The following is a 21,013-nucleotide window of genomic DNA, read 5'->3' as shown; positions in this document are numbered from 1 at the left end:
GTGCCGTCACCACCGCCGTACGGTCGAGGGGACGGCGGGGAATCGACGGGCCGTTCTCCGGCCCTTCCGCCGCGGTGACAGTGAGGACCTGGGAGGGCCCCGTTGAGTTCGGCGACCAAGGACGTGTCCGGAAGCACGACGGCCGCTGCGCGCGGCACGCGGTCGGCGCCGCCCGCCCGGGCCGGCGGCCGACGCCAGGGCCCCGGGCGCGGCGCGGAGCCCGCGGAGCTGCGCAAGCTGCTGGCCGCGCTGACCGCGATGCGCGACGGCAACTTCCGCCGCCGGCTGACCTTCCCGGGCGACGGCCTGCTGGCGGAGATCGCCGCGGTGTTCAACGAGGTCGCCGAGCGCAACCAGCACCTGACGGGTGAACTGGCCCGGGTGCGGCGGGCGGTGGGCCGCGAGGGCCGGCTGTCCGAGCGGCTGGAGACCGGCGTCGGCGAGGGCGCCTGGATGGCGGCCGTCGACAACTGCAACGCGCTGATCGACGACCTGGCCCGGCCGATGGCCGAGGTCGGCCGGGTGCTGTCCTCGATCGCCGAGGGCGACCTGACGCAGACCATGGAGCTGCGCTCGGTGCACACCACCGGCGCCAGCTACCCGCTGCGCGGCGAGTTCCTGAAGGTCGGCCGCACCGTGAACGGACTGGTCGACCAGCTGAGCGAGTTCACCGAGCAGGTGACCCGGGTGGCGATCGAGGTCGGCACCGAGGGCAAGCTCGGCGGCCAGGCCCGGGTGCGCAGCGTCTCCGGTTCCTGGAAGGACCTGGCCGACTCGGTCAACACCATGGCCGGCCGGCTGACCGCGCAGGTGCGCAACATCGCCGAGGTGACCACCGCGGTGGCCCGGGGCGACCTGTCGCGCAAGGTCACCGTCGACGTGGACGGTGAGATGCTGGAGCTGAAGAACACCGTCAACACCATGGTGGACCAGCTCAACTCCTTTGCCGCGCAGGTCACCACGGTGGCCCGCGACGTGGGCACCGAGGGCCGGCTGGGCGGTCAGGCGCAGGTGTCGGGCGTGGCCGGTGTGTGGCGCGACCTGACCGACTCGGTGAACTTCATGGCCGCCAACCTGACCGCGCAGGTCCGCAACATCGCCGAGGTGACCACCGCGGTCGCCAAGGGCGACCTGTCGCGCAAGATCGAGGTGGACGCCCGGGGCGAGATCCTCGAACTGAAGAACACCATCAACACCATGGTCGATCAGCTGTCCGGCTTCGCCGAGCAGGTGACCCGGGTGGCGCGCGCGGTCGGTACCGAGGGCATCCTCGGCGGTCAGGCGCAGGTGCCGGGCGTGGCCGGGGTCTGGAAGGACCTGACCGAGAACGTCAACTCGATGGCCAACAACCTGACTTCGCAGGTGCGCAACATCGCCCAGGTGACCACCGCGGTCGCCAAGGGCGACCTGTCGCAGAAGATCCAGGTCGATGCGCGCGGCGAGATCCTGGAGCTGAAGAACACCATCAACACCATGGTCGACCAGCTCTCGGCCTTCGCCGACGAGGTCACCCGGGTCGCCCGGGACGTCGGCACCGAGGGCATCCTCGGCGGCCAGGCCAGCGTGCCCGGGGTGTCCGGCACCTGGAAGGACCTCACCAACTCGGTCAACCTGATGGCCAACAACCTGACCAGCCAGGTGCGTTCGATCGCCGAGGTGACCACCGCGGTGGCCCGCGGCGACGTCTCCAAGAAGATCACCGTCGATGCCAAGGGTGAGATCCGCGAACTCGTCACCACCGTGAACACCATGGTGGAGCAGCTGTCCGCGTTCGCCGACGAGGTGACCCGGGTGGCCCGTGAGGTCGGTACCGACGGCATCCTGGGCGGCCAGGCCCGGGTCTCCGGCGTCTCCGGCATTTGGCGCGACCTGACCGACAACGTCAACCTGATGGCGTCCAACCTCACCTCCCAGGTGCGCAACATCGCCGAGGTGGCGTCCGCGGTGGCCCGCGGCGACCTGTCCAAGAAGATCGCGGTCGATGCGGCCGGCGAGGTCGCGGCGCTCGCCGACACCCTGAACACCATGGTCGACCAGCTCTCGGCGTTCGCCTTCGAGGTGACCCGGGTGGCCCGCGAGGTGGGCACCGACGGCATCCTGGGCGGCCAGGCCGGGGTGCCGGGCGTGGCCGGCATCTGGAAGGACCTGACCGAGAACGTCAACCTGATGGCCAACAACCTCACCGGCCAGGTCCGCAACATCGCGCTCGTCATCACCGCGGTGGCCCGCGGCGACCTCTCGCAGAAGATCGACGTGGACGCCCGCGGCGAGATCCTGGAGCTCAAGACCAGCATCAACACCATGGTCGACCAGCTGTCCGCGTTCGCCGACGAGGTCACCCGGGTCGCCCGCGAGGTCGGCACCGACGGCCGGCTCGGCGGCCAGGCCCGCGTCCCCGGCGTGGCCGGCACCTGGCAGGACCTCACCGAATCGGTGAACGAACTCGCCAACAACCTGACCCGGCAGGTGCGCGCGATCGCCCAGGTCGCCACCGCCGTCACCAGGGGCGACCTGTCGCTGCGGATCAACGTGGACGCGTCCGGCGAGCTCGACGAGCTCAAGGACAACATCAACCAGATGATCGCCAACCTGCGCGAGACCACCCGGACCAACAAGGAACAGGACTGGCTGAAGTCCAACCTGGCCCGGATGTCCGGCCTGCTCCAGGGCCGCCGCGACCTGTCCGCCGTCGCCTCGCTGATCATGAGCGAACTCACCCCGGTGGTCTCCGCCCAGCACGGCGCGTTCTTCCTCGCCCAACCCGCCGGCCGCACCGCCGAACTCGTCACCGAGGACGACGACGAGAACGACATCGTGCTGCGCCTGATCGGCTCCTACGGCTACCACCGGCGCACCATGCCCACCACGTTCCGGCTCGGCGAGGGCCTGATCGGGCAGGCCGCGGTGGAGAAGCGGCCGATCGTGCTGAAGGAGACCCCGCCCGGGTACCTGAAGATCTCCTCCGGCCTCGGCGAGTCCTCCCCGGCACACGTGGTGGTGATGCCGGTGCTGTTCGAGGACCGGCTGCTCGGCGTGATCGAACTCGCCACCTTCTCCAGCTTCACCACCGTCGCACTGGACTTCCTGATCCAGATCGCCGACCAGATCGGCGTCACCGTCAACACCATCTCGGTCAACACCAAGACCGAGGGCCTGCTGCTGGAATCCCAGCGGCTGACCGCCGAGTTGTCGATGCGCTCGGCCGAGCTGGAGGCCCGCCAGGAGGAACTGGAGCGCACCAACGAGGAGTTGCAGGAGAAGGCCGAGCAACTCGCCCAGCAGAACCGCGACATCGAGATCAAGAACAGCGAGATCGAGGAGGCCCGGCAGATCCTCGAGGAGCGCGCCGAACAGCTCGCGCTGGCCTCCCGCTACAAGAGCGAGTTCCTCGCCAACATGTCGCACGAGCTGCGCACCCCGCTCAACTCGCTGCTGATCCTGGCCAAGCTGCTCTCCGACAACAACGAGGGCAACCTGTCCGCCAAGCAGGTCGAGTTCGCCGAGACCATCCACGGCGCGGGCAGCGACCTGCTCCAGCTGATCAACGACATCCTCGACCTGTCCAAGGTCGAGGCCGGCAAGATGGACGTCCGCCCGGCCCGGATCGCCCTGGTCCAGTTGGTCGACTACGTGGAGGCCGCGTTCCGGCCGCTCACCGCCGAGAAGAACCTGGACTTCGCGGTGCGGGTCTCCCCGGACCTGCCGGTCACCCTGCACACCGACGAGCAGCGCCTCCAGCAGGTGCTGCGCAACCTGCTGTCCAACGCGGTGAAGTTCACCGACGCCGGCGCGGTCGAGCTGATGATCCGCCCGGTGGCCGGCCCGGACACCCCTCAGCACGTGCGCGAGCAACTGCTGGAGACCGGCACCATCGCCGATCCCGACGAGCAGCTGATCGCCTTCTCGGTCTCCGACACCGGCATCGGCATCCCCGGCAACAAGCTGCGGGAGATCTTCGAGGCGTTCAAGCAGGCCGACGGCGGCACCAGCCGCAAGTACGGCGGCACCGGCCTGGGCCTGTCCATCAGCCGGGAGATCGCCCGGCTGCTGGGCGGCGAGATCCACGTGGCCAGCGAACTCGGCGGCGGCTCCACCTTCACCCTCTACCTGCCGCTGCGCAGCGAGGGCCCCGAGCCGGTCGCCCTGGAGCGCGGCGCCGTGCCGCGCGCCCTGGAGCCCTCCCGTACGCCCGCCGAGCAGTGGACCCAGGAGGCCCGCGGCCTGGTCGAGGAACGCCGCCGCTCCACCCTGGAGCGCCGCCGCACCGCCCGCTCCGAGGAGGCCCCGCGCCCGGCCGAGGAGAGCATCCCGCGCCAGGGCGACCCGGTGCGCACCAACGCCGGCACCCCGGTCCGCTTCGACGGCGAGCGGGTGCTGATCGTCGACGACGACATCCGCAACGTGTTCGCCCTCACCAGCGTGCTGGAGCAGTACGGCCTGACCGTGCTGTACGCCGAGAACGGCCGCGAGGGCATCGAGATGCTCGAAGGGCACGAGGACGTCGCCCTGGTGCTGATGGACATCATGATGCCGGAGCTGGACGGCTACGCGACCACCGAGCAGATCCGCCGGATGCCCCGGTTCTCCGGGCTGCCGATCATCGCGCTGACCGCCAAGGCGATGAAGGGCGACCGGGAGAAGAGCCTCCAGGCCGGCGCCACCGACCACATCACCAAGCCGGTGGAGACCGACCACCTGCTGGCGGTGATGCGCCAACACCTGCCCGTCAGGTAACCGCCGCCCGACGGGGCCGCCCACGCTGGCGGCCCCGGCCGGGAACCCGGTAAGGTCACCCGTCGTTGCCAACAGTGACCGGACGGTGACGGCCGGCACCGGGCCTGTGGCAGGCAAGGGGGTACGGCTAGCATGACCGGGGCAGTGATGGGCGGCACGAAGGTGCCCGCTCTGGGGAAACAACCGGCAGGAGGGCGGGTCCTGGTGCAGAAGGCGAAGATCCTCCTGGTCGACGACCGTCCGGAGAACCTGCTCGCCCTGGAGGCGATCCTCTCCGCGCTCGACCAGACGCTCGTGCGCGCCTCCTCGGGCGAGGAGGCGCTCAAGGCGCTCCTCACCGACGATTTCGCGGTCATCCTGCTGGACGTCCAGATGCCCGGCATGGACGGCTTCGAGACCGCCGCGCACATCAAGCGCCGCGAGCGGACCAGGGACATTCCGATCATCTTCCTGACCGCGATCAACCACGGTCCGCACCACACCTTCCGCGGCTACGCGGCCGGCGCGGTCGACTACATCTCGAAGCCCTTCGACCCGTGGGTGCTGCGCGCCAAGGTCTCCGTCTTCGTCGACCTCTACGTGAAGAACACCCAGCTCAAGGAGCAGGCCGCGCTGCTGCGCCTGCAACTGGAGACGGACGAGGAACCGGCCATCGGCGGGGCGCTGCTCGGCGAGCTGTCGGCCCGGCTGGCCGCCGTCGAGGAACAGGCCGAGGCGCTCACCAAGCAGCTCGACGCCACCGCCGACAGCGCCGGCGCCGCCGCGACCGCCGCCCACCTGGAGCGCAAACTGGCCGGCCTGCGCCGGGCCCTGGACGCGCTGCGCCCCGGCGCGAACTGAACGGCCATCAGCGTCACTCGTCCGGGTGGTTCACGGGTCGCTGACGGCGCGTCGGCGGCGCAACCCGCCGAAGTGCGCCCGCGCATGTCCGGGGCCCGGATGCGCCGGTAGGCTGCCCTCCATGGCCACACGAACGCCCGGAAGCGCCGCCGCACGCACCAGCAAGCCCGGGCCGGCCAAGAAGACACCGACCAAGAAGGCCGCCGCCGCCAAGCCCGCGGCCAAACCCGCCGCCAAGAAGGCCCCGGCGAAGAAGGCCCCGGCCAAGAAGGCGGCCGCCCCGGCCCCGGCCGCTCCCGCGCCCAAGCCGATACTCTTCCGGGCCCTCCGCCGGATCTGGCTGGGCCTGGCGCACGCGATCGGCGCGGTGTTCCGCAGCTACGGGCACGGCGCCCGCAACCTGCACCCCGAGCACCGCAAGGACGGCGTGGCGCTGCTGCTGCTGGCGCTCGCCCTGGTGACCGCGGCCGGCACCTGGTTCAGCCCGCAGGGCTGGTTCGGCGAGGCCGCCACCGCCGTGGTCTCCGGCCTGTTCGGCCGGCTCGACGTGCTGGTGCCGTTCCTGCTGGGCGCCGTCACGGTACGCCTGATGCGCCACCCCGAGGTGCCCGAGGCCAACGGCCGGATCGTGATCGGCCTGACCGCGCTGGTGATCGCCGTGCTCGGCCTGGTGCACATCGGCTGCGGCGCGCCCGCGATGGGCAGCGGCGCCACCCGGATCCGGCAGGCCGGCGGCCTGATCGGCTGGGCCGGGTCCACCCCGATGATGGCCGCCGCCGGCCCGCCGCTGGCCGTCCCGCTGCTGCTGCTCCTCGCCCTCTTCGGCCTGCTGGTGGTCACCGCCACCCCGATCAACCGCATCCCGCAGCGCCTTCGCCTGCTGGGCGTGCGGCTCGGCGTGGCCGAGCCGCTGCCCGGCGAGTACGAGGACGCCGACGGCGAACCGGGCAGCGGGGAGCGCGAGTACTCCACCGCCCCGCCGGAGGACGCCGACCCGGACGCGCTTCCGATCACCATCGAGGACGAGGAGGCCGCCGCCCGCCCCAAGCGCCGCCGCCGCAAACCGGCCGAGACGTCCGAGGAGACGCCCGCGTCCGGGCCGCTCTCCTTCGAGAAGGACCCGTACCAGACCCGGGACCTGGCCGCCGGCGTCGCCGCCGACCTGGACGGCGCCCTGCTGTACGGCGTGCCGGGCTCGCCCGCGTTGGGCAGCATGGTCGGCCAGGTCAAGGACAACACCGTCCCTCCGGAGGAGCCCTGGACCCCCGAGGTGCCGTCCGTCCGGGCCCCCGACGGCCACGACGAGGCCCCGGCCCGGATGGAACAGCTCCAGCTGTCCGGCGACGCCGCCTACGCCCTGCCGTCGATGGACCTGCTGGAGCGCGGCGCCCCCGCCAAGGCCCGCTCGCAGGTCAACGACGATATCGTCAACCAGCTCACCGGAGTGTTCGCCGAGTTCAAGGTGGACGCCAAGGTCACAGGCTTCAGCCGCGGCCCGACGGTCACCCGCTACGAGGTCGAGCTCGGCCCCGCCGTGAAGGTCGAGCGGATCACCGCGCTGGCGAAGAACATCGCCTACGCGGTGGCCACCCCCGACGTGCGGATCATCTCGCCGATCCCCGGCAAGTCCGCGGTCGGTGTGGAGATCCCCAACCGGGACCGCGAGATGGTCACCCTCGGCGACCTGCTGCGCTCGCGCACCGCCGCCGAGGACACCCACCCGATGGTGGTCGGCATGGGCAAGGACGTCGAGGGCCACACCGTGATGGCCAACCTGGCGAAGATGCCGCACGTGCTGGTGGCCGGCGCCACCGGCGCGGGCAAGTCGTCCTGCATCAACTGCCTGATCACCTCGGTGCTGGTGCGCGCCACCCCCGACCAGGTCAAGATGGTGCTGGTCGACCCCAAGCGGGTCGAGCTGACCGCCTACGAGGGCATCCCGCACCTGATCACGCCGATCATCACCAACCCGAAGAAGGCCGCCGAGGCCCTCCAGTGGGTGGTGCGCGAGATGGACATGCGCTACGACGACCTGGCGGCCTACGGCTTCCGGCACGTCGACGACTTCAACGCCGCGGTCCGGGCCGGCACCGTGCAGCCGCCGCTGGGCAGCGAACGGGAGCTGACGCCCTACCCGTACCTGCTGGTGATCGTCGACGAGCTGGCCGACCTGATGATGGTCGCCCCGCGCGACGTCGAGGACTCGGTGGTCCGGATCACCCAGCTCGCCCGCGCCGCCGGCATCCACCTGGTGCTGGCCACCCAGCGCCCCTCGGTGGACGTGGTCACCGGTCTGATCAAGGCCAACGTGCCGTCCCGGCTGGCCTTCGCCACCTCGGCGATGGCCGACTCCCGGGTCATCCTCGACCAGCCCGGCGCGGAGAAACTGATCGGCAAGGGCGACGCGCTGTTCCTGCCGATGGGCGCCTCCAAGCCGGTCCGGATGCAGGGCGCGTTCGTCACCGAGGCGGAGATCGCCAGGATCGTCCAGCACTGCAAGGACCAGCTGGCCGCCCGCTACCGGGACGACGTGGTGGTCGGCACCGGCCCCAAGAAGGAGATCGACGAGGAGATCGGCGACGACCTCGACCTGCTGGTCCAGGCCGTCGAACTCGTCGTCACCACCCAGTTCGGCTCCACCTCGATGCTCCAGCGCAAACTGCGGGTCGGCTTCGCCAAGGCCGGCCGGCTGATGGACCTGATGGAGTCGCGCGGCATCGTCGGCCCCAGCGAGGGCTCCAAGGCCCGCGACGTGCTGGTCAAACCGGACGAACTGGACGGTGTCCTGGTGACGCTGCGCGGGTGAGCGGCGGGTGGTTTCCGGTGGCCGGAGAACGAGGTGACCACCCGTCAACTTCAGTGGCGGGACTGTGGCACGTTCGGGCCCCCTCCGGTTGAGAAACGTTACGTCAGCACCCCTAGACTGGGTCCTCAGCAGATGGCCTCCGCTCGAAAGGCGTGCCCAGTGACCATCGGCAAGTTCCCCCGCCGCTCCGCCCTCGGCTCCTCCGCGCTCGCCTCCGTCAACCCGGAGCGCCCCGCGGAGCCGAGTCACGCCGCCGACGGGCCGAGCATCGGGCGGCTGCTCGCCAGGGCCCGGATCGACGCCGGCCTGACGGTCGACCAGGTCAGCACCCGCACCCGGATCCGGGTGCCGATCGTGCACGCGGTCGAGTCCGACGACTTCGACCGCTGCGGCGGCGCCTTCTACGCCCGTGGCCACCTGCGGCTGCTGGCCCGCGAGGTCGGCCTGGACGGCGAGGCGCTGGTCGCCCGCTACGACGCCGAGTACGGCGGGGCCGCCGCAGGGCCCGCGAGCCGGCTGTTCGAGACCGGGCCGATCAAGGTCACCGACCACCGCCGCCCGAACTGGACGGCCGCCATGGTGCTCGCGATCGTCGCGGTGGTCGTGCTGATCGGCTACAACCTGGTCGGCTCCTCGTCCTCCTCCGACGGCCCCGGAGCGGCCAGCGCCCCGCTGCCCTCCGGCGTCTCCGCCCCGGCCACCACGGAGGCCTCCGCGCAGCCGCCGGCCCCCGAGAAGGGCACCGGCGCGGTCGCCGCCGCGCCCGCCGACAAGGTCACCGTCAAGCTGGTCGCCGGGCAGGACAAGAGCTGGGTCACCGCCAAGGACGGCAGCGGCAAGTCGCTGTTCTCCAACAACCTGGAAGCCGGCCAGGACCAGACCTTCACCGACCCGAAGAAGATCACTCTGGTGATCGGCAACGCCGGGGCCGTGCACCTGTTCGTCAACGGCAAGGACCTCGGTCCGGCCGGTCAGGACGGCCAGGTGGTGCACCTCACCTACACCCCGGGCGACCCGCAGGCAGGCTGATCCGGCCGTTCGAACAAACCGCGCGCCCTCCGGGGGGAACTCCACCGTGGGGCGCGCGTTAATCTTGGCGTCATGCCTGAACCCCGCACTGTCGCCCTGGTCACGCTCGGATGCGCCCGCAACGAGGTCGACTCCGAGGAACTCGCCGGGCGACTGGAGGCCGACGGCTGGCGGCTGGTCGACGACGCCAGCGAAGCCGATGTCGCCGTCGTCAACACCTGCGGGTTCGTCGAGGCCGCCAAGAAGGACTCCGTCGACGCCCTGCTGGAGGCCAACGACCTCAAGGGCCACGGCCGTACCCAGGCCGTGGTCGCGGTCGGCTGCATGGCCGAGCGCTACGGCAAGGAACTCGCCGACGCCCTCCCCGAGGCCGACGGCGTCCTCGGCTTCGACGACTACGCCGACATCTCCACCCGCCTGAACACCATCCTCTCCGGCGGCCACGTCGAGGCCCACACGCCCCGCGACCGCCGCAAGCTGCTCCCGCTCACCCCCGTCGAACGCCAGGCCGCCGCCGCCGAGGTCGCGCTGCCCGGCCACGGCACCCCCGAGGACCTCCCCGAGGGCCTCGCCCCCGCCTCCGGCCCGCGCACCCTGCGCAAGCGCCTGGACGACGCCCCGGTCGCCTCGATCAAGCTGGCCTCCGGCTGCGACCGCCGCTGCTCGTTCTGCGCCATCCCCGCCTTCCGCGGCTCCTTCATCTCCCGCCGCCCCAGCGACGTGCTGAACGAGGCCGTCTGGCTGGCCGGGCAGGGCGTGCGCGAGGTGGTGCTGGTCTCCGAGAACAACACCTCCTACGGCAAGGACCTCGGCGACATCCGGCTGCTGGAGACCCTGCTCGGCGAGATCGCCGCCGTCGAGGGCATCGAGCGGGTCCGGGTCAGCTACCTGCAGCCCGCCGAGATGCGCCCCGGCCTGATCGACGTGATGACCGCGACGACGAAGGTCATGCCCTACTTCGACCTGTCCTTCCAGCACTCCGCGCCCGCCGTGCTGCGCCGGATGCGCCGCTTCGGCTCCACCGAGCAGTTCCTCGGCCTGCTGGAGTCGATCCGCGCCAAGGCCCCCGAGGCCGGCGCCCGCTCCAACTTCATCGTCGGCTTCCCCGGCGAGACCGAGGAGGACTTCGCGGAGCTGGAACGGTTCATCACGCACGCCGGCCTGGACGCCATCGGCGTCTTCGGCTACTCCGACGAGGACGGCACCGAGGCCGCCGGCTACGACGGCAAGCTCGACCAGGACGTGGTGGACGACCGCGTCACCCGGCTCTCCAAGCTCGCCGAGGAACTCACCGCGCAGCGCGCCGAACAGCGCGTCGGCAGCGAGGTCACCGTGCTGGTCGAGTCGATCGAGGACGGCGTCGTTGAAGGCCGCGCCGCCCACCAGGCCCCCGAGACCGACGGCCTGACCACCCTGCTCGGCGCCGACGACGCCGAGATCGGCCAGTTCTACCGGGCCACCGTGGTCGGCACCGAGGGCGTCGACCTGGTCGCCGAGGCGATCACGCTGCTCGGAGCCGACGTATGACCAAGGGGCCGGGGGCCCCGGCCGAGACCCGGCCGACCCCGGCCGCCGTCCCGCCGGAGCCCGGCCTGTGGAACATCGCCAACGTGCTGACGATGTTCCGGCTGCTGCTGGTTCCGGTCTTCGTGGCGCTGCTGTTCGCCGACGGCGGGCACGACCCCAAGTGGCGGGCGTTCGCCTGGGCGGCATTCGCCGTCGCCATGATCACCGACGTGTTCGACGGCGCGCTGGCCCGCAGCAAGGGCCTGATCACCGACTTCGGCCGGATCGCCGACCCGATCGCCGACAAGGCGATCATGGGCGCCGGCCTGATCGGCCTGTCGATCCTCGGCGACCTGCCCTGGTGGGTCACCGCGGTGATCCTGGCCCGCGAACTCGGCATCACCCTGATGCGGTTCTGGGTGATCCGCTACGCGGTCATCCCGGCCAGCCGCGGCGGGAAGCTGAAGACGCTCACCCAGGGCATCGCGGTCGGCATGTACGTCCTGGTGCTCACCGGCCCGCTGGCCACCGGCCGCGCCGTGATGATGGCGATCGCCGTCGTCCTCACCGTCGGCACCGGCCTCGACTACGTGGTCCAGGCGGTCCGGCTGCGCCGCGAGGGCATCGCCCGGGAGCGCCGCGGTGAGTGAGCTCGCCGCCCGCCTGCTGGCGGCGCTCAAGGCCGACGGCGCCACCCTGGCCGTCGCCGAGTCGCTCACCGGCGGTCTGCTGGCCGCCACCCTGGTGGACGTCCCCGGCGCCTCCGCGGTGTTCCGGGGCTCGGTCACCGCGTACGCCACCGACCTCAAGGCCTCCGTGCTGGGCGTCGACGAGGGCCTGCTGGACGTGCACGGACCGGTCCACCCCGTGGTGGCCCGGCAGATGGCCGAGGGGGCGCGGCAACTGCTCGGCGCCGACTGGGCGCTGGCCACCACCGGCGTCGCCGGGCCCGACCCGCAGGACGGGCAGCCCGTCGGCACCGTGTACGTCGGCCTCGCCGGAGTGCGGGGAACAGAAGCACTGCCGCTCCGGTTGTCCGGTGGGCGTGACACAATCCGGCACCAGTCGGTGAACGCCGCGCTCGACCTGCTGCTGCGCCGGCTGGCCGGGCCGGACGCCGACGGCTGAGCATCACCGACGGCCGGGCCGGGTGGAAACCCGCGAACCCGCCGCAGCCGATGGAGGAACGTGTTACACCGGATGCTCCGGCCGGGCCGAACCCGGTCGGACCGCCCCCGCGTCGATCAGGATTCGACCGGGTGTCCGGAGCCGGACATCTGCCCGTCATGGGTGGTTCGACGGCCCGCAAGGGGAAGAACAGGGGAGGGGACGCCTTGCAGCCCAGAGTGAACACGACCCCGGTCCCCGCACGGGACACGGACAAGGCGGTACGGTGGGGTCGTGACATCTCGATCCGCAGTCCGAGGAGGGAGGCACCGATGATTCTGCTCCGTCGCCTGCTGGGCGATGTGCTGCGTCGGCAGCGCCAGCGCCAGGGCCGCACACTCCGCGAGGTGTCGGCAGCCGCCAGGGTTTCGCTCGGGTACCTCTCCGAGGTCGAGCGGGGTCAGAAGGAGGCGTCCTCCGAGTTGCTCTCCGCCATCTGCGACGCGCTCGACGTGCGGATGTCGGAGGTCATGCGCGAGGTCAGCGACGAACTGTCGCTCGCCGAACTTGCGGCGATGGCCACCCTCTCCGAGGGTGATCTGCTGAGGCCGGTGCTCGAACCGGTTCCGCTGCCGGCCCCCGGCGTCGACCGGTCCGGATCCATCTCGCCCAAGGCGGCGATGGACGTGGTGGCGGCCTGACCGGACCTCGACCGTTCCGTTCCCGCGGAGCGCCGGGTGAAGGAGGGCCGCGATGCGCACGTTGCGCAGTGCGCTGTTGCTGGGTGCGACGGCACTGGTGGGCCTGGGTCTGATACTGCTGCTCAAGGGCGGCACCGCGATTTCCGGTGGTGCCGCCCTCGGCATGCTCGCGGCCGGGTGGTGGGGGATGGGGCTCATTCCGGTGCACGCGAAGACGGTGCGAAGCCAGGGAGCGCACAACCAGGGGCGCGGGGAACTGCGCGAAGCGGAAGGCACCTCACCGCAAGATCGCGACGCGGGAGAATGACTTGCACCTGTTCGCGACCTTGCGGACCGGTGCATGGCTTGTCGCGCAGTTCCCCGCGCCCTTGGTGGTGCTCCCGCTGCTATCTGATCCGGTAGCCCTTCGGGGTGGGGTGGAATCCGGCCGTTTCCAGGTGGGGGCCCAGGGGGCTGGTGAGGGCGGGGTGGCCGTTGATGCGTTCGATGGTGAGGGGCTTGGACAGGGCGGCGAGAGCGGCGGTCAGTGCGGGGCCGTCGGTGGACCAGGTGAGCAGGGACTTGCCGCCGCGTTCGAGGTAGAGGACCAGCTCGCCGTCCACCAGCGCGACCAGCGAGCCGGCCTTGCGGGCCGGGCGGTGCGCGCCGGTGGTGTCCGCGGGGGGTTCCGGCCAGGGCAGCGCCGCGCCGAACGCGTTGGCGGGGTCGGCGGCGGCCAGTGCGATCGCCTGCGGGGCCTCCGCGGGCGTGTGCGTGGACCAGTCGCCGTTCGTGCGCTCCAGGCGGGAGTTGACGGAGCGCAGCCGGTCTGCCGCGCCCTCCATGGCGAACTGGGCGCCGCCGAGGCCTTCCACGAAGTAGCCGCGGCGGGCCTTGCCGCGTTCCTCGAAGGCGGCCAGGACGCGGTAGACGCCGGCGAAGCCGCCGGGGATGCGTTCGGCGGCGACGGTGCCGCGGGTGAGGATGCCGTGGCGGTCCAGCAGGGCTTGCGCCTGGGCGGCGGCCCGTACTGTCGGGTCGCCGCCGAAGGACGGCAGCAGTGACCAGCGGCCGGCGGCCGTGGGCGGGCCGGTGCGGGAGCCGGTGCGGGCCAGGCCGCGGCCCGCGCCGCCGTAGCGGCCGCGCGGGGTGGAGCGTGGGGCCCGGTGGGCGGTCGCGCCGGCGGTGCGGCCGGAGCCGAGGAGGTTGCGCAGTGGGGCCAGGGTGTCGTTGGTGACGTAGCCGGCCCAGACCAGATCCCAGAGGGCGTCGACGATCTCGGCGTCCGGGGTGTCGGGGACGCGCTCGGCGAGCTGGCGGAAGAACGCGCCGTAGCCGCCGGTGAGTGCTTCGAGCAGCGCCGTGTGGACCGGGCCGGGGGTGAGCGGCAGTGGTTCGGGGCGCAGCAGGTGGGCGTTCTCCGGCAGGTGCAGGCTGATCCAGCCGTCCTTGCCCGGGAGTGCGCCCGCGCCGGACCAGCCGATCTCGCCGGCGGCCATCAGTTCGTCCAGCAGGCCGGGGGAGTAGTCGGTGAGGCGGGCGGGCAGGACGAGTTTTTCCAGGGCGGAGGCGGGCAGGGCGGTGCCCTGGAGCTGTTCGACGACGCGGTAGAGGCCGTCGGCTCCGCGCAGTCTGTGCCCGGCGAGGTGCTGCCACTGCGGGAGGAACGCGGCCAGGGCCTTCGGCGGGACGGCCTCGACCTCGTGGCGCAGGGCGGCGAGCGAGCGGCGGCGCAGGCGGCGCAGGACGTCGGCGTCGCACCACTCGGGGGTGGTGCCGGTGGCCTCGGGCCGGAACTCGCCCTGGACCAGGCGGCCGGCGGCGGTGAGGCGGTGCAGGGTGCCGGTGACGACGGCGGTGCCGAGGCCGAAGCGTTCGGCGGCGTCGTGGGCGGTGAACGGGCCGTGGGTGCGGGCGTAGCGGGCCAGCAGGTCGCCGAGGGGGTCCTTGACGGGCTCGGTGAAGGCCTCGGGGACGCCGACCGGCAGCGGGGTGCCGAGGGCGTCGCGGAGGCGGCCGGCGTCCTCGATGGCGGACCAGCGCAGTTCGCCGCCGATCCGGACCTGGATGACCCGGCGGGCGGCTTCGAGTTCCAGTGCCCACAGCGGTTCGGCGCCGCGTTCGGTGAGTTCGGCCTCGCCGAGCGGGCCGAGCAGGCGCAGGGCGTCGGCGACGCCCTCGGCGTCCTTGATCCGGCGCTCCGGGGTGCGGCGCTGGAGTTCGGCCTCCAACTCGGCGAGCACCTTCGGGTCGAGCAGTTCGCGCAGTTCGGCCTGGCCGAGCAGTTCGGACAGCAGCCGGGAGTCGAGCGAGAGGGCGGCGGCGCGGCGTTCGGCGATCGGGGAGTCGCCCTCGTACAGGAACTGGGCGACGTAGCCGAACAGCAGGGAGCGGGCGAACGGTGACGGTTCGGGGGTGGTGACCTCGACCAGGCGGACGGCGCGGGACTCCAGGTCGCGCATCAGCTCGACCAGGCCGGGGACGTCGAAGACGTCCTGCAGGCACTCGCGGACGGCTTCCAGCACGATCGGGAAGGAGCCGTACTCGGCGGCCACTTCGAGGAGTTGGGAGGCGCGCTGGCGTTGCTGCCAGAGCGGGGTGCGCTTGCCGGGGTTGCGGCGGGGCAGCAGCAGGGCGCGGCCGGCGCATTCGCGGAAGCGGGCGGCGAACAGGGCGGAGCCGCCGACCTGGTCGGTGACGAGCTGTTCGATGTCGCCGGAGTCGAAGACAGCGGCGTCGGCGCCGACCGGGGCCTCGTCGGCGGGTGGCGCCGTACTGCCGTATGAGGTGGTGGCTGACGGGAAGTCGGCCAGCAGGTCGGCGTCGGGCAGGCGCAGCACGATGCCGTCGTCGGCGTGCATCACCTGCGGGTCCAGGCCGTGCTTCTCGCGCAGCCGGGCGCCGATGGCCAGCGCCCACGGGGCGTGCACCTGGGCGCCGAAGGGGGAGTGGACGATGATCCGCCAGTCGCCGAGTTCGTCGCGGAAGCGTTCGACCACGATGGTGCGGTCGTCGGGCAGGTGGCCGCAGGCCTCGCGCTGTTCGGCGAGGTAGGACAGCACGTTCGCGGACGCCCAGTCGTCCAGGCCGGCTTCGCGCAGGCGGGCGGTGGCGGCGGCGGGCTCCATCGCGCCGACCTCGCGGACGAACGCGCCGACGGCGCGGCCGAGTTCGAGCGGGCGGCCGAGCGAGTCGCCCTTCCAGAAGGGGAGCCGGCCGGGGATGCCGGGGGCGGGGGTGACCAGCACCTTGTCGTGGGTGATGTCCTCGATCCGCCAGGAGGTGGTGCCGAGGGTGAACACGTCGCCGACGCGGGACTCGTACACCATCTCCTCGTCCAGCTCGCCGACCCTTCCGCCGCCCTTCTTGGGGTCGGCGCCGGCGATGAAGACGCCGAACAGGCCGCGGTCGGGGATGGTGCCGCCGGAGGTGACGGCGAGGCGCTGGGCGCCCGGGCGGCCGGTGACGGTGCCGGCGACCCGGTCCCAGACCAGGCGGGGGCGCAGCTCGGCGAAGGCGTCGGACGGGTAGCGGCCGGCCAGCATGTCGAGGACGCCGTCGAACGCGGACTGCGGGAGGGTGGCGAACGGGGCGGCACGGCGGCAGAGCGCGAGCAGCTCGTCCACCTCCCAGGTGTCCAGGGCGGTCATCGCGACCAGTTGCTGGGCGAGCACGTCCAGCGGGTTGCGGGGAACGCGCAGGGCCTCGATGCCGCCGGAGCGCATCCGCTCGGTGACCACGGCGGACTGCACCAGGTCGCCCCGGTACTTGGGGAAGACCACGCCGGTGGAGACCGCGCCGACCTGGTGCCCGGCCCGGCCGACCCGCTGCAGGCCGGAGGCCACCGAGGGCGGTGACTCGACCTGCACCACCAGGTCGACGGCGCCCATGTCGATGCCCAGTTCCAGGCTGGAGGTGGCGACCACGGCGGGCAGCCGACCGGCCTTCAGCTCCTCCTCGACCAGGGCGCGCTGCTCCTTGGACACCGAGCCGTGGTGCGCCCGGGCCAGCAGCGGCGGGGCACCGGCGGCCGCGCCGGAGCCGCCCATCAGCTCGGCGGGGGCGTGCGACTCGGGCAGCGGGCCGCCGGTGGCCCGCTCGTAGGCGATCTCGTTCAGCCGGTTGCACAGGCGTTCGGCGAGGCGGCGGGAGTTGGCGAACACGATGGTCGAGCGGTGCGCCTGCACCAGGTCGACGATCCGCTCCTCGACGTGCGGCCAGATCGAGGACTGTCGCTGCGGGTCGCTCTCCTCGGCGGGCGTGGCGGGCAGGTCGGCGAGGTCGGGGACGGGCACCACCACGGACAGGTCGAAGCGCTTGTCGCTGCCGGGCTGGACGATCGCGGCGCCGCGCTGCGGGCTGAGGTAGCGGGCGACCTCCTCGACCGGGCGGACGGTGGCGGACAGGCCGATCCGGCGGGCCGGGCGGTCCAGCAGTTCGTCCAGCCGCTCCAGGCTGAGCGCCAGGTGCGCGCCGCGCTTGGTGCCGGCCACCGCGTGCACCTCGTCCAGGATCACCGTGTCGATGCCGCGCAGCGCCTCCCGGGAGGCGGAGGTGAGCAGCAGGAACAGCGACTCGGGGGTGGTGATCAGGATGTCCGGCGGGTGGGTGGCGAACTTGCGGCGGTCGGCGGCGGGGGTGTCGCCGGAGCGGATGCCGACCTGCACCTCGGGCTCGGGCAGGCCGAGCCGGACGCTGGCCTGCCGCAGGCCCGCCAGCGGGGCGCGCAGGTTGCGTTCGACGTCCACCGCGAGGGCCTTCAGCGGGGAGATGTAGAGCACCCGGCAGCGGCGCTTGGGGTCGGCCGGGGGCGGGGTGGAGGACAGCCGGTCCAGGGCGGACAGGAAGGCCGCCAGGGTCTTGCCGGAGCCGGTCGGGGCGACCACCAGGACGTCCGTCTCCAGCCGGATCGCCGACCAGGCCCGGGACTGGGCCTCGGTGGGGGCGGCGAACGCACCGGTGAACCAGGAGCGGGTGGCCGGCGCGAAGCCGTCCAGCGGGTTCGGGGTGCCGGACGGGGCAGGGGCGGAGGTGGCCATGCACCCATGGTGCCCCGACGTGCTGACAGGTCACGGGGCGGTCACCGTCTGCCGCAACCCGATCAGCAAATCGTATTAATCGCTCATATCGTGAGGAACCGGACACCCGACCCCTCGGGCGTCCGGCCCGGCCGACGAGCGGAGCGTGCGATGGAGCAGGTGAGCCAGGCCCCCCACACCACCCCCCGGCGCCGCAGCGCCCGCATGCTCGGCGCGACCCTGCTCTCCGGACTGCTGCTCGGCGGAGCCGTCCCCTACGTCACCGGCACCGACGGCAGCTACCTCAGCTACCTGGTGCTGGACGAGCGCGCCGACGCCCAGGGTGCCGACCACGCCGCCGACCAGGTCCGGGCGGCCGGCGGGCAGGTCGTCCAGAGCTACCCGCAGATCGGCGCCGTGCTCGCCTACGCCGACGGCCGGTTCGCCGAGAAGCTGCGCGCCCGACCCGGGACAGCCGCGGTCGGCGCCACCCGCACCGTGCCCGTACCCTCCCCGCCCCGGCCGCTGGCCGGCGCCGCCTTCGGCCCCGGCGCCGCCACAGCCGACGCGGTCGCGGCCCACGAGGACAGCACCGCCACCGTCCCCGACCCCGGCGAGCACAGCGACTGGAACCTCGCCATGATCGGCGCCGTCGAACGTCCGGCCGGTCACGCCGCGCTGCTGCACCCGCCGCTGGACCGCCCGGCCGACCGGTCCACCGACCGCACCGACGCCGTCCCCACCGCCCAGCAACTGGCCAAGGTCACCGTCGCGGTGCTCGATTCCGGCGTCGACGACACCCACCCCGACCTGCGCGAGGCCGTTGACCCCGCTGCCTCCGCGTCCTGCGCCGACGGCCGCCCCGACTCCCGCAGCGGCGCCTGGCGGCCCGACCCCGCCATCAACGAGAGCGGCCACGGCACCCACGTCGCCGGGATCGTCGGCGCCGCCCGCGACGGCCACGGCGTCACCGGCGTCGCCCCCGGCGTGCGGATCGCCGCCGTCCGGCTGCTCGGCCCGCTCGGCCAGTACTACGCGGAGAACATCGTCTGCGGCATGCTCTGGGCCGCCGACCACGGCGCCCGCGCCATCAACGACAGCTACTTCGCCGACCCGTGGAAGTACAACTGCCCCGAGAACGCCGACCAGGCAGCGCTGATCGCCGCCGTGGGCCGCGCCGTGGCCTACGCCCAGCGCAAGGGCGCCGTGGTGGTCGCCTCGGCCGGCAACGACGCCCAGGACCTCACCGCCACCCGGCCCGACCACCGCAGCCCCAACGACCGCACCGGCGGCGCCCCGCAGGACCGCGAACTCGGCACCGAATGCATCCGGCTGCCGGGCGAACTGCCCGGGGTGGTCACCGTCGGCGCCGTCGACCGCAACGGCCTGCCCGCCTCCTACAGCAACTACGGCCGCGGCCGGATCTCCCTCACCGCACCCGGCGGCGACCCCGACAGCGGCACCGACGGCGCCGTCATCTCCGACTGGCCCGGCGGCAAGTACGCCGCCCTGGCCGGCACCTCGATGTCCGCCGCCCACGTCACCGGCGCCGTCGCCGTGGTCGCCGCCCAGCACCCCGACTGGGACCCCGACCGGATCGCCGCCGCACTCGCCCGGGCCGCCGAGGGCAACTGCGTGCAGACCCTGCCGGTCGGCTGCGAGGACCGCGACTACTACGGCGCCGGCATCCTCGCCCTGCCACACTGACCGGACGGTGCCCGATACTGGGCGCATGAGGCTGACCGAATTCTGGCGACGGATGCACCTGCACTTCGGCGAGGCGTACGCGGAGTCCTTCGCCCAGGACCACGTGATGGCCGAACTCGGCGGCCGCACCGTCCGCCAGGCCCTGGACGCCGGCTGGGAGGCCAAGGACGTGTGGCGAGTGGTCTGCGTCACCCAGGGAGTGTCGTCGCAGCTGCGATGACCCGATTCGCCGGCCGGTGGGTGAGACTTGCCCGGTGTCCAGCAGTGCAGAAACCCCCGACCGACTTTCCGACGAACTCCTCCCCGCGAGCACCTCAGCGGGCCGGCAGGCCGACGGCGATGCCGCCGACTCCGGTGGCCCGCAGCCGCGCCCCGGTGGCTGGAGCAGCCGCTCGATGCCGCGCTGGCTGCCCCGGGCGATGCTGCTCGCGCTGGTCTGCGTCGGCCTCTTCCAGCTCGCCGACTGGGCGTTCCACCAGCTGATCAACCTGTTCGTGATGCTGCTGGTGGCGTTCTTCCTGTCGCTCGCGATGGAACCCGCCGTGGACCGGATGGCCGCCCGCGGCGTGCGCCGCGGCCTCGGCACCTTCCTGGTGTTCATCGGCGTCGGCCTCGCCGTCGCGGGCTTCCTCACCGCGCTCGGCACCCTGATGGTCGACCAAGTCACCCAGGTCGCCGTGAAGCTGCCGCAGATGCTCCACGACCTGATCGACTGGATCAACCACACCTTCCACACCGAGCTGTCGCTCGACCAGCTCCAGCACCAGGTGCTCAAGGACTCCGGCACCATCGAGAAGTACGCCCAGCAGGCCGCCGACAACGTCTGGGGCGTCACCGGCACCGTCGTCGGCGGGCTCTTCCAGGCCTTCACCGTCGGCCTGTTCACCTTCTACTTCACCGCCGAAGGCCCCCGGGTCCGGCGCACCGTCTGCTCGATGCTGCCGCCCACCAAGCAGGCCGAGGTGCTGCGCGCCTGGGAGATCGCGCTCGCCAAGACCGGCGGCTACCTGTACTCCCGCGCGGTGCTCGCGCTGGTCTCCACCCTCGGGCACTGGGCGTTCTTCACGATCCTCGGACTGCCCTACGCCGCCGCGCTCAGCGTCTGGGTCGGCGTCATGTCACAGTTCGTCCCCACCATCGGCACCTACCTGGCGGGCGCGCTGCCCGTCCTGGTCGCGTTCACCGGACGGCCCGTGGACGCGCTGTGGGTGCTCGTGTTCGTGACCGTCTACCAGCAGATCGAGAACTACCTGCTGCACCCGCGGATCACCGCCAAGACCGTCGATGTGCACCCCGCCGTCGCCTTCGGCGCGGTGATCGCCGGCGCCGCGCTGCTCGGCGCGGTCGGCGCGCTGATCGCCATCCCGGCCGCGGCCACCCTGCAGGGCTTCGTCGGGACCTACGTGCGCCGCTACGAGGTCGAGGACGACCCGCGGATCGACCGCGGCGAGGAGCGCCGCAGCCGGCGGCGGGAGGCCGTGCGGCGACTGCGGCAGATGGTGTCCGGCACGGAGCAGCCGGAGGAGACGCCGCGCTCCGAGGGCTGACGGCCGCGCGCCCGTGCACCTCCTCACCCGGCCCCGTCA

The 21,013-nt window shown here is 72.6% G+C and carries 13 protein-coding genes; 12 read left to right on the top strand and 1 reads right to left on the bottom strand.

Annotation, left to right across the window (positions count from 1 at the left end; translation table 11 throughout):
- The first annotated feature begins 258 nt into the window (after nt 1-258).
- The 9 genes from ACZ6R9_RS31255 to ACZ6R9_RS31215 all read left to right on the top strand — a co-directional run bounded on the left by ACZ6R9_RS31255 (nt 259) and on the right by ACZ6R9_RS31215 (nt 13,030).
- Nucleotides 259-4,734 carry a HAMP domain-containing protein gene (locus ACZ6R9_RS31255; RefSeq protein ID WP_380488804.1) on the top strand — a complete coding sequence of 1,492 codons (4,476 nt, stop codon included), beginning with the start codon at nt 259-261 and terminating at the stop codon, nt 4,732-4,734.
- Nucleotides 4,735-4,935: 201 nt separating this feature from the next.
- Nucleotides 4,936-5,574, top strand: a complete 639-nt coding sequence (locus tag ACZ6R9_RS31250; RefSeq protein WP_380488803.1) for a response regulator — start codon at nt 4,936-4,938, stop codon at nt 5,572-5,574.
- A gap of 121 nt (nt 5,575-5,695) precedes the next feature.
- Entirely contained in the window at nt 5,696-8,380 is a 2,685-nt protein-coding gene (locus ACZ6R9_RS31245; RefSeq protein WP_380488796.1) for a DNA translocase FtsK, read from the top strand.
- A 132-nt stretch (nt 8,381-8,512) separates the two neighbouring features.
- The gene (locus ACZ6R9_RS31240; protein WP_465541932.1) at nt 8,513-9,409 is read left to right on the top strand and encodes a helix-turn-helix domain-containing protein; all 897 of its coding nucleotides are present in this window, start codon (nt 8,513-8,515) and stop codon (nt 9,407-9,409) included.
- Nucleotides 9,410-9,481: 72 nt separating this feature from the next.
- The gene (gene rimO, locus ACZ6R9_RS31235) at nt 9,482-10,936 is read left to right on the top strand and encodes a 30S ribosomal protein S12 methylthiotransferase RimO (RefSeq protein ID WP_380488794.1); all 1,455 of its coding nucleotides are present in this window, start codon (nt 9,482-9,484) and stop codon (nt 10,934-10,936) included.
- Nucleotides 10,933-11,565, top strand: coding sequence for a CDP-diacylglycerol--glycerol-3-phosphate 3-phosphatidyltransferase (pgsA, locus tag ACZ6R9_RS31230; protein WP_380488793.1), 633 nt, complete (start codon nt 10,933-10,935; stop codon nt 11,563-11,565). Before rimO ends, pgsA begins: the two co-directional genes overlap by 4 nt.
- Nucleotides 11,558-12,043 (top strand): CinA family protein, encoded by a 486-nt coding sequence (locus tag ACZ6R9_RS31225; RefSeq protein ID WP_380488792.1) that lies wholly within the window; start codon nt 11,558-11,560, stop codon nt 12,041-12,043. Before pgsA ends, ACZ6R9_RS31225 begins: the two co-directional genes overlap by 8 nt.
- 311 nt (nt 12,044-12,354) lie before the next feature.
- Nucleotides 12,355-12,723, top strand: a complete 369-nt coding sequence (locus tag ACZ6R9_RS31220) for a helix-turn-helix domain-containing protein (protein WP_030457965.1) — start codon at nt 12,355-12,357, stop codon at nt 12,721-12,723.
- Nucleotides 12,724-12,775: 52 nt separating this feature from the next.
- Nucleotides 12,776-13,030 (top strand): hypothetical protein, encoded by a 255-nt coding sequence (locus tag ACZ6R9_RS31215; RefSeq protein WP_380488791.1) that lies wholly within the window; start codon nt 12,776-12,778, stop codon nt 13,028-13,030.
- Nucleotides 13,031-13,109: 79 nt separating this feature from the next.
- On the opposite strand, the gene ACZ6R9_RS31210 is transcribed toward ACZ6R9_RS31215, so the two are convergent.
- Nucleotides 13,110-17,741: an ATP-dependent helicase gene (locus ACZ6R9_RS31210; RefSeq protein ID WP_465541928.1), complete on the bottom strand. Its 4,632-nt coding sequence runs from the start codon at nt 17,739-17,741 to the stop codon at nt 13,110-13,112.
- Between the two features lie 150 nt (nt 17,742-17,891).
- Here ACZ6R9_RS31210 and ACZ6R9_RS31205 point away from each other — a divergent pair, with 150 nt between their 5' ends.
- From ACZ6R9_RS31205 to ACZ6R9_RS31195, 3 genes are read left to right on the top strand one after another with little or no spacing between them, the layout of a single operon-like run.
- Nucleotides 17,892-19,427 (top strand): S8 family serine peptidase, encoded by a 1,536-nt coding sequence (locus tag ACZ6R9_RS31205; protein ID WP_465541926.1) that lies wholly within the window; start codon nt 17,892-17,894, stop codon nt 19,425-19,427.
- 25 nt (nt 19,428-19,452) lie between these two features.
- Nucleotides 19,453-19,647, top strand: coding sequence for a DUF3046 domain-containing protein (locus tag ACZ6R9_RS31200; RefSeq protein ID WP_380488788.1), 195 nt, complete (start codon nt 19,453-19,455; stop codon nt 19,645-19,647).
- Between the two features lie 34 nt (nt 19,648-19,681).
- A complete protein-coding gene (locus ACZ6R9_RS31195; protein WP_465541924.1) occupies nt 19,682-20,974 on the top strand; it encodes an AI-2E family transporter in 1,293 nt (430 codons plus the stop codon).
- Nucleotides 20,975-21,013: the final 39 nt, after the last annotated feature.

It is taken from the genome of Kitasatospora sp. NPDC048662 (genome assembly GCF_055587065.1).
Note: the sequence above shows the minus strand (reverse complement) of the source record. Positions and strands in the feature narration are given on the sequence as shown.

Bases quoted from the DNA above. Each gene is read 5' to 3' on its own strand.
- rimO (WP_380488794.1), top strand. From the start codon at position 9,482: ATGCCTGAACCCCGCACTGTCGCCCTGGTCACGCTCGGATGCGCCCGC.
- ACZ6R9_RS31215 (WP_380488791.1), top strand. From the start codon at position 12,776: ATGCGCACGTTGCGCAGTGCGCTGTTGCTGGGTGCGACGGCACTGGTG.
- ACZ6R9_RS31200 (WP_380488788.1), top strand. From the start codon at position 19,453: ATGAGGCTGACCGAATTCTGGCGACGGATGCACCTGCACTTCGGCGAG.
- ACZ6R9_RS31205 (WP_465541926.1), top strand. From the start codon at position 17,892: ATGGAGCAGGTGAGCCAGGCCCCCCACACCACCCCCCGGCGCCGCAGC.
- ACZ6R9_RS31210 (WP_465541928.1), bottom strand. From the start codon at position 17,741: ATGGCCACCTCCGCCCCTGCCCCGTCCGGCACCCCGAACCCGCTGGAC.
- ACZ6R9_RS31255 (WP_380488804.1), top strand. From the start codon at position 259: ATGCGCGACGGCAACTTCCGCCGCCGGCTGACCTTCCCGGGCGACGGC.
- pgsA (WP_380488793.1), top strand. From the start codon at position 10,933: ATGACCAAGGGGCCGGGGGCCCCGGCCGAGACCCGGCCGACCCCGGCC.
- ACZ6R9_RS31245 (WP_380488796.1), top strand. From the start codon at position 5,696: ATGGCCACACGAACGCCCGGAAGCGCCGCCGCACGCACCAGCAAGCCC.
- ACZ6R9_RS31240 (WP_465541932.1), top strand. From the start codon at position 8,513: ATGGCCTCCGCTCGAAAGGCGTGCCCAGTGACCATCGGCAAGTTCCCC.
- ACZ6R9_RS31220 (WP_030457965.1), top strand. From the start codon at position 12,355: ATGATTCTGCTCCGTCGCCTGCTGGGCGATGTGCTGCGTCGGCAGCGC.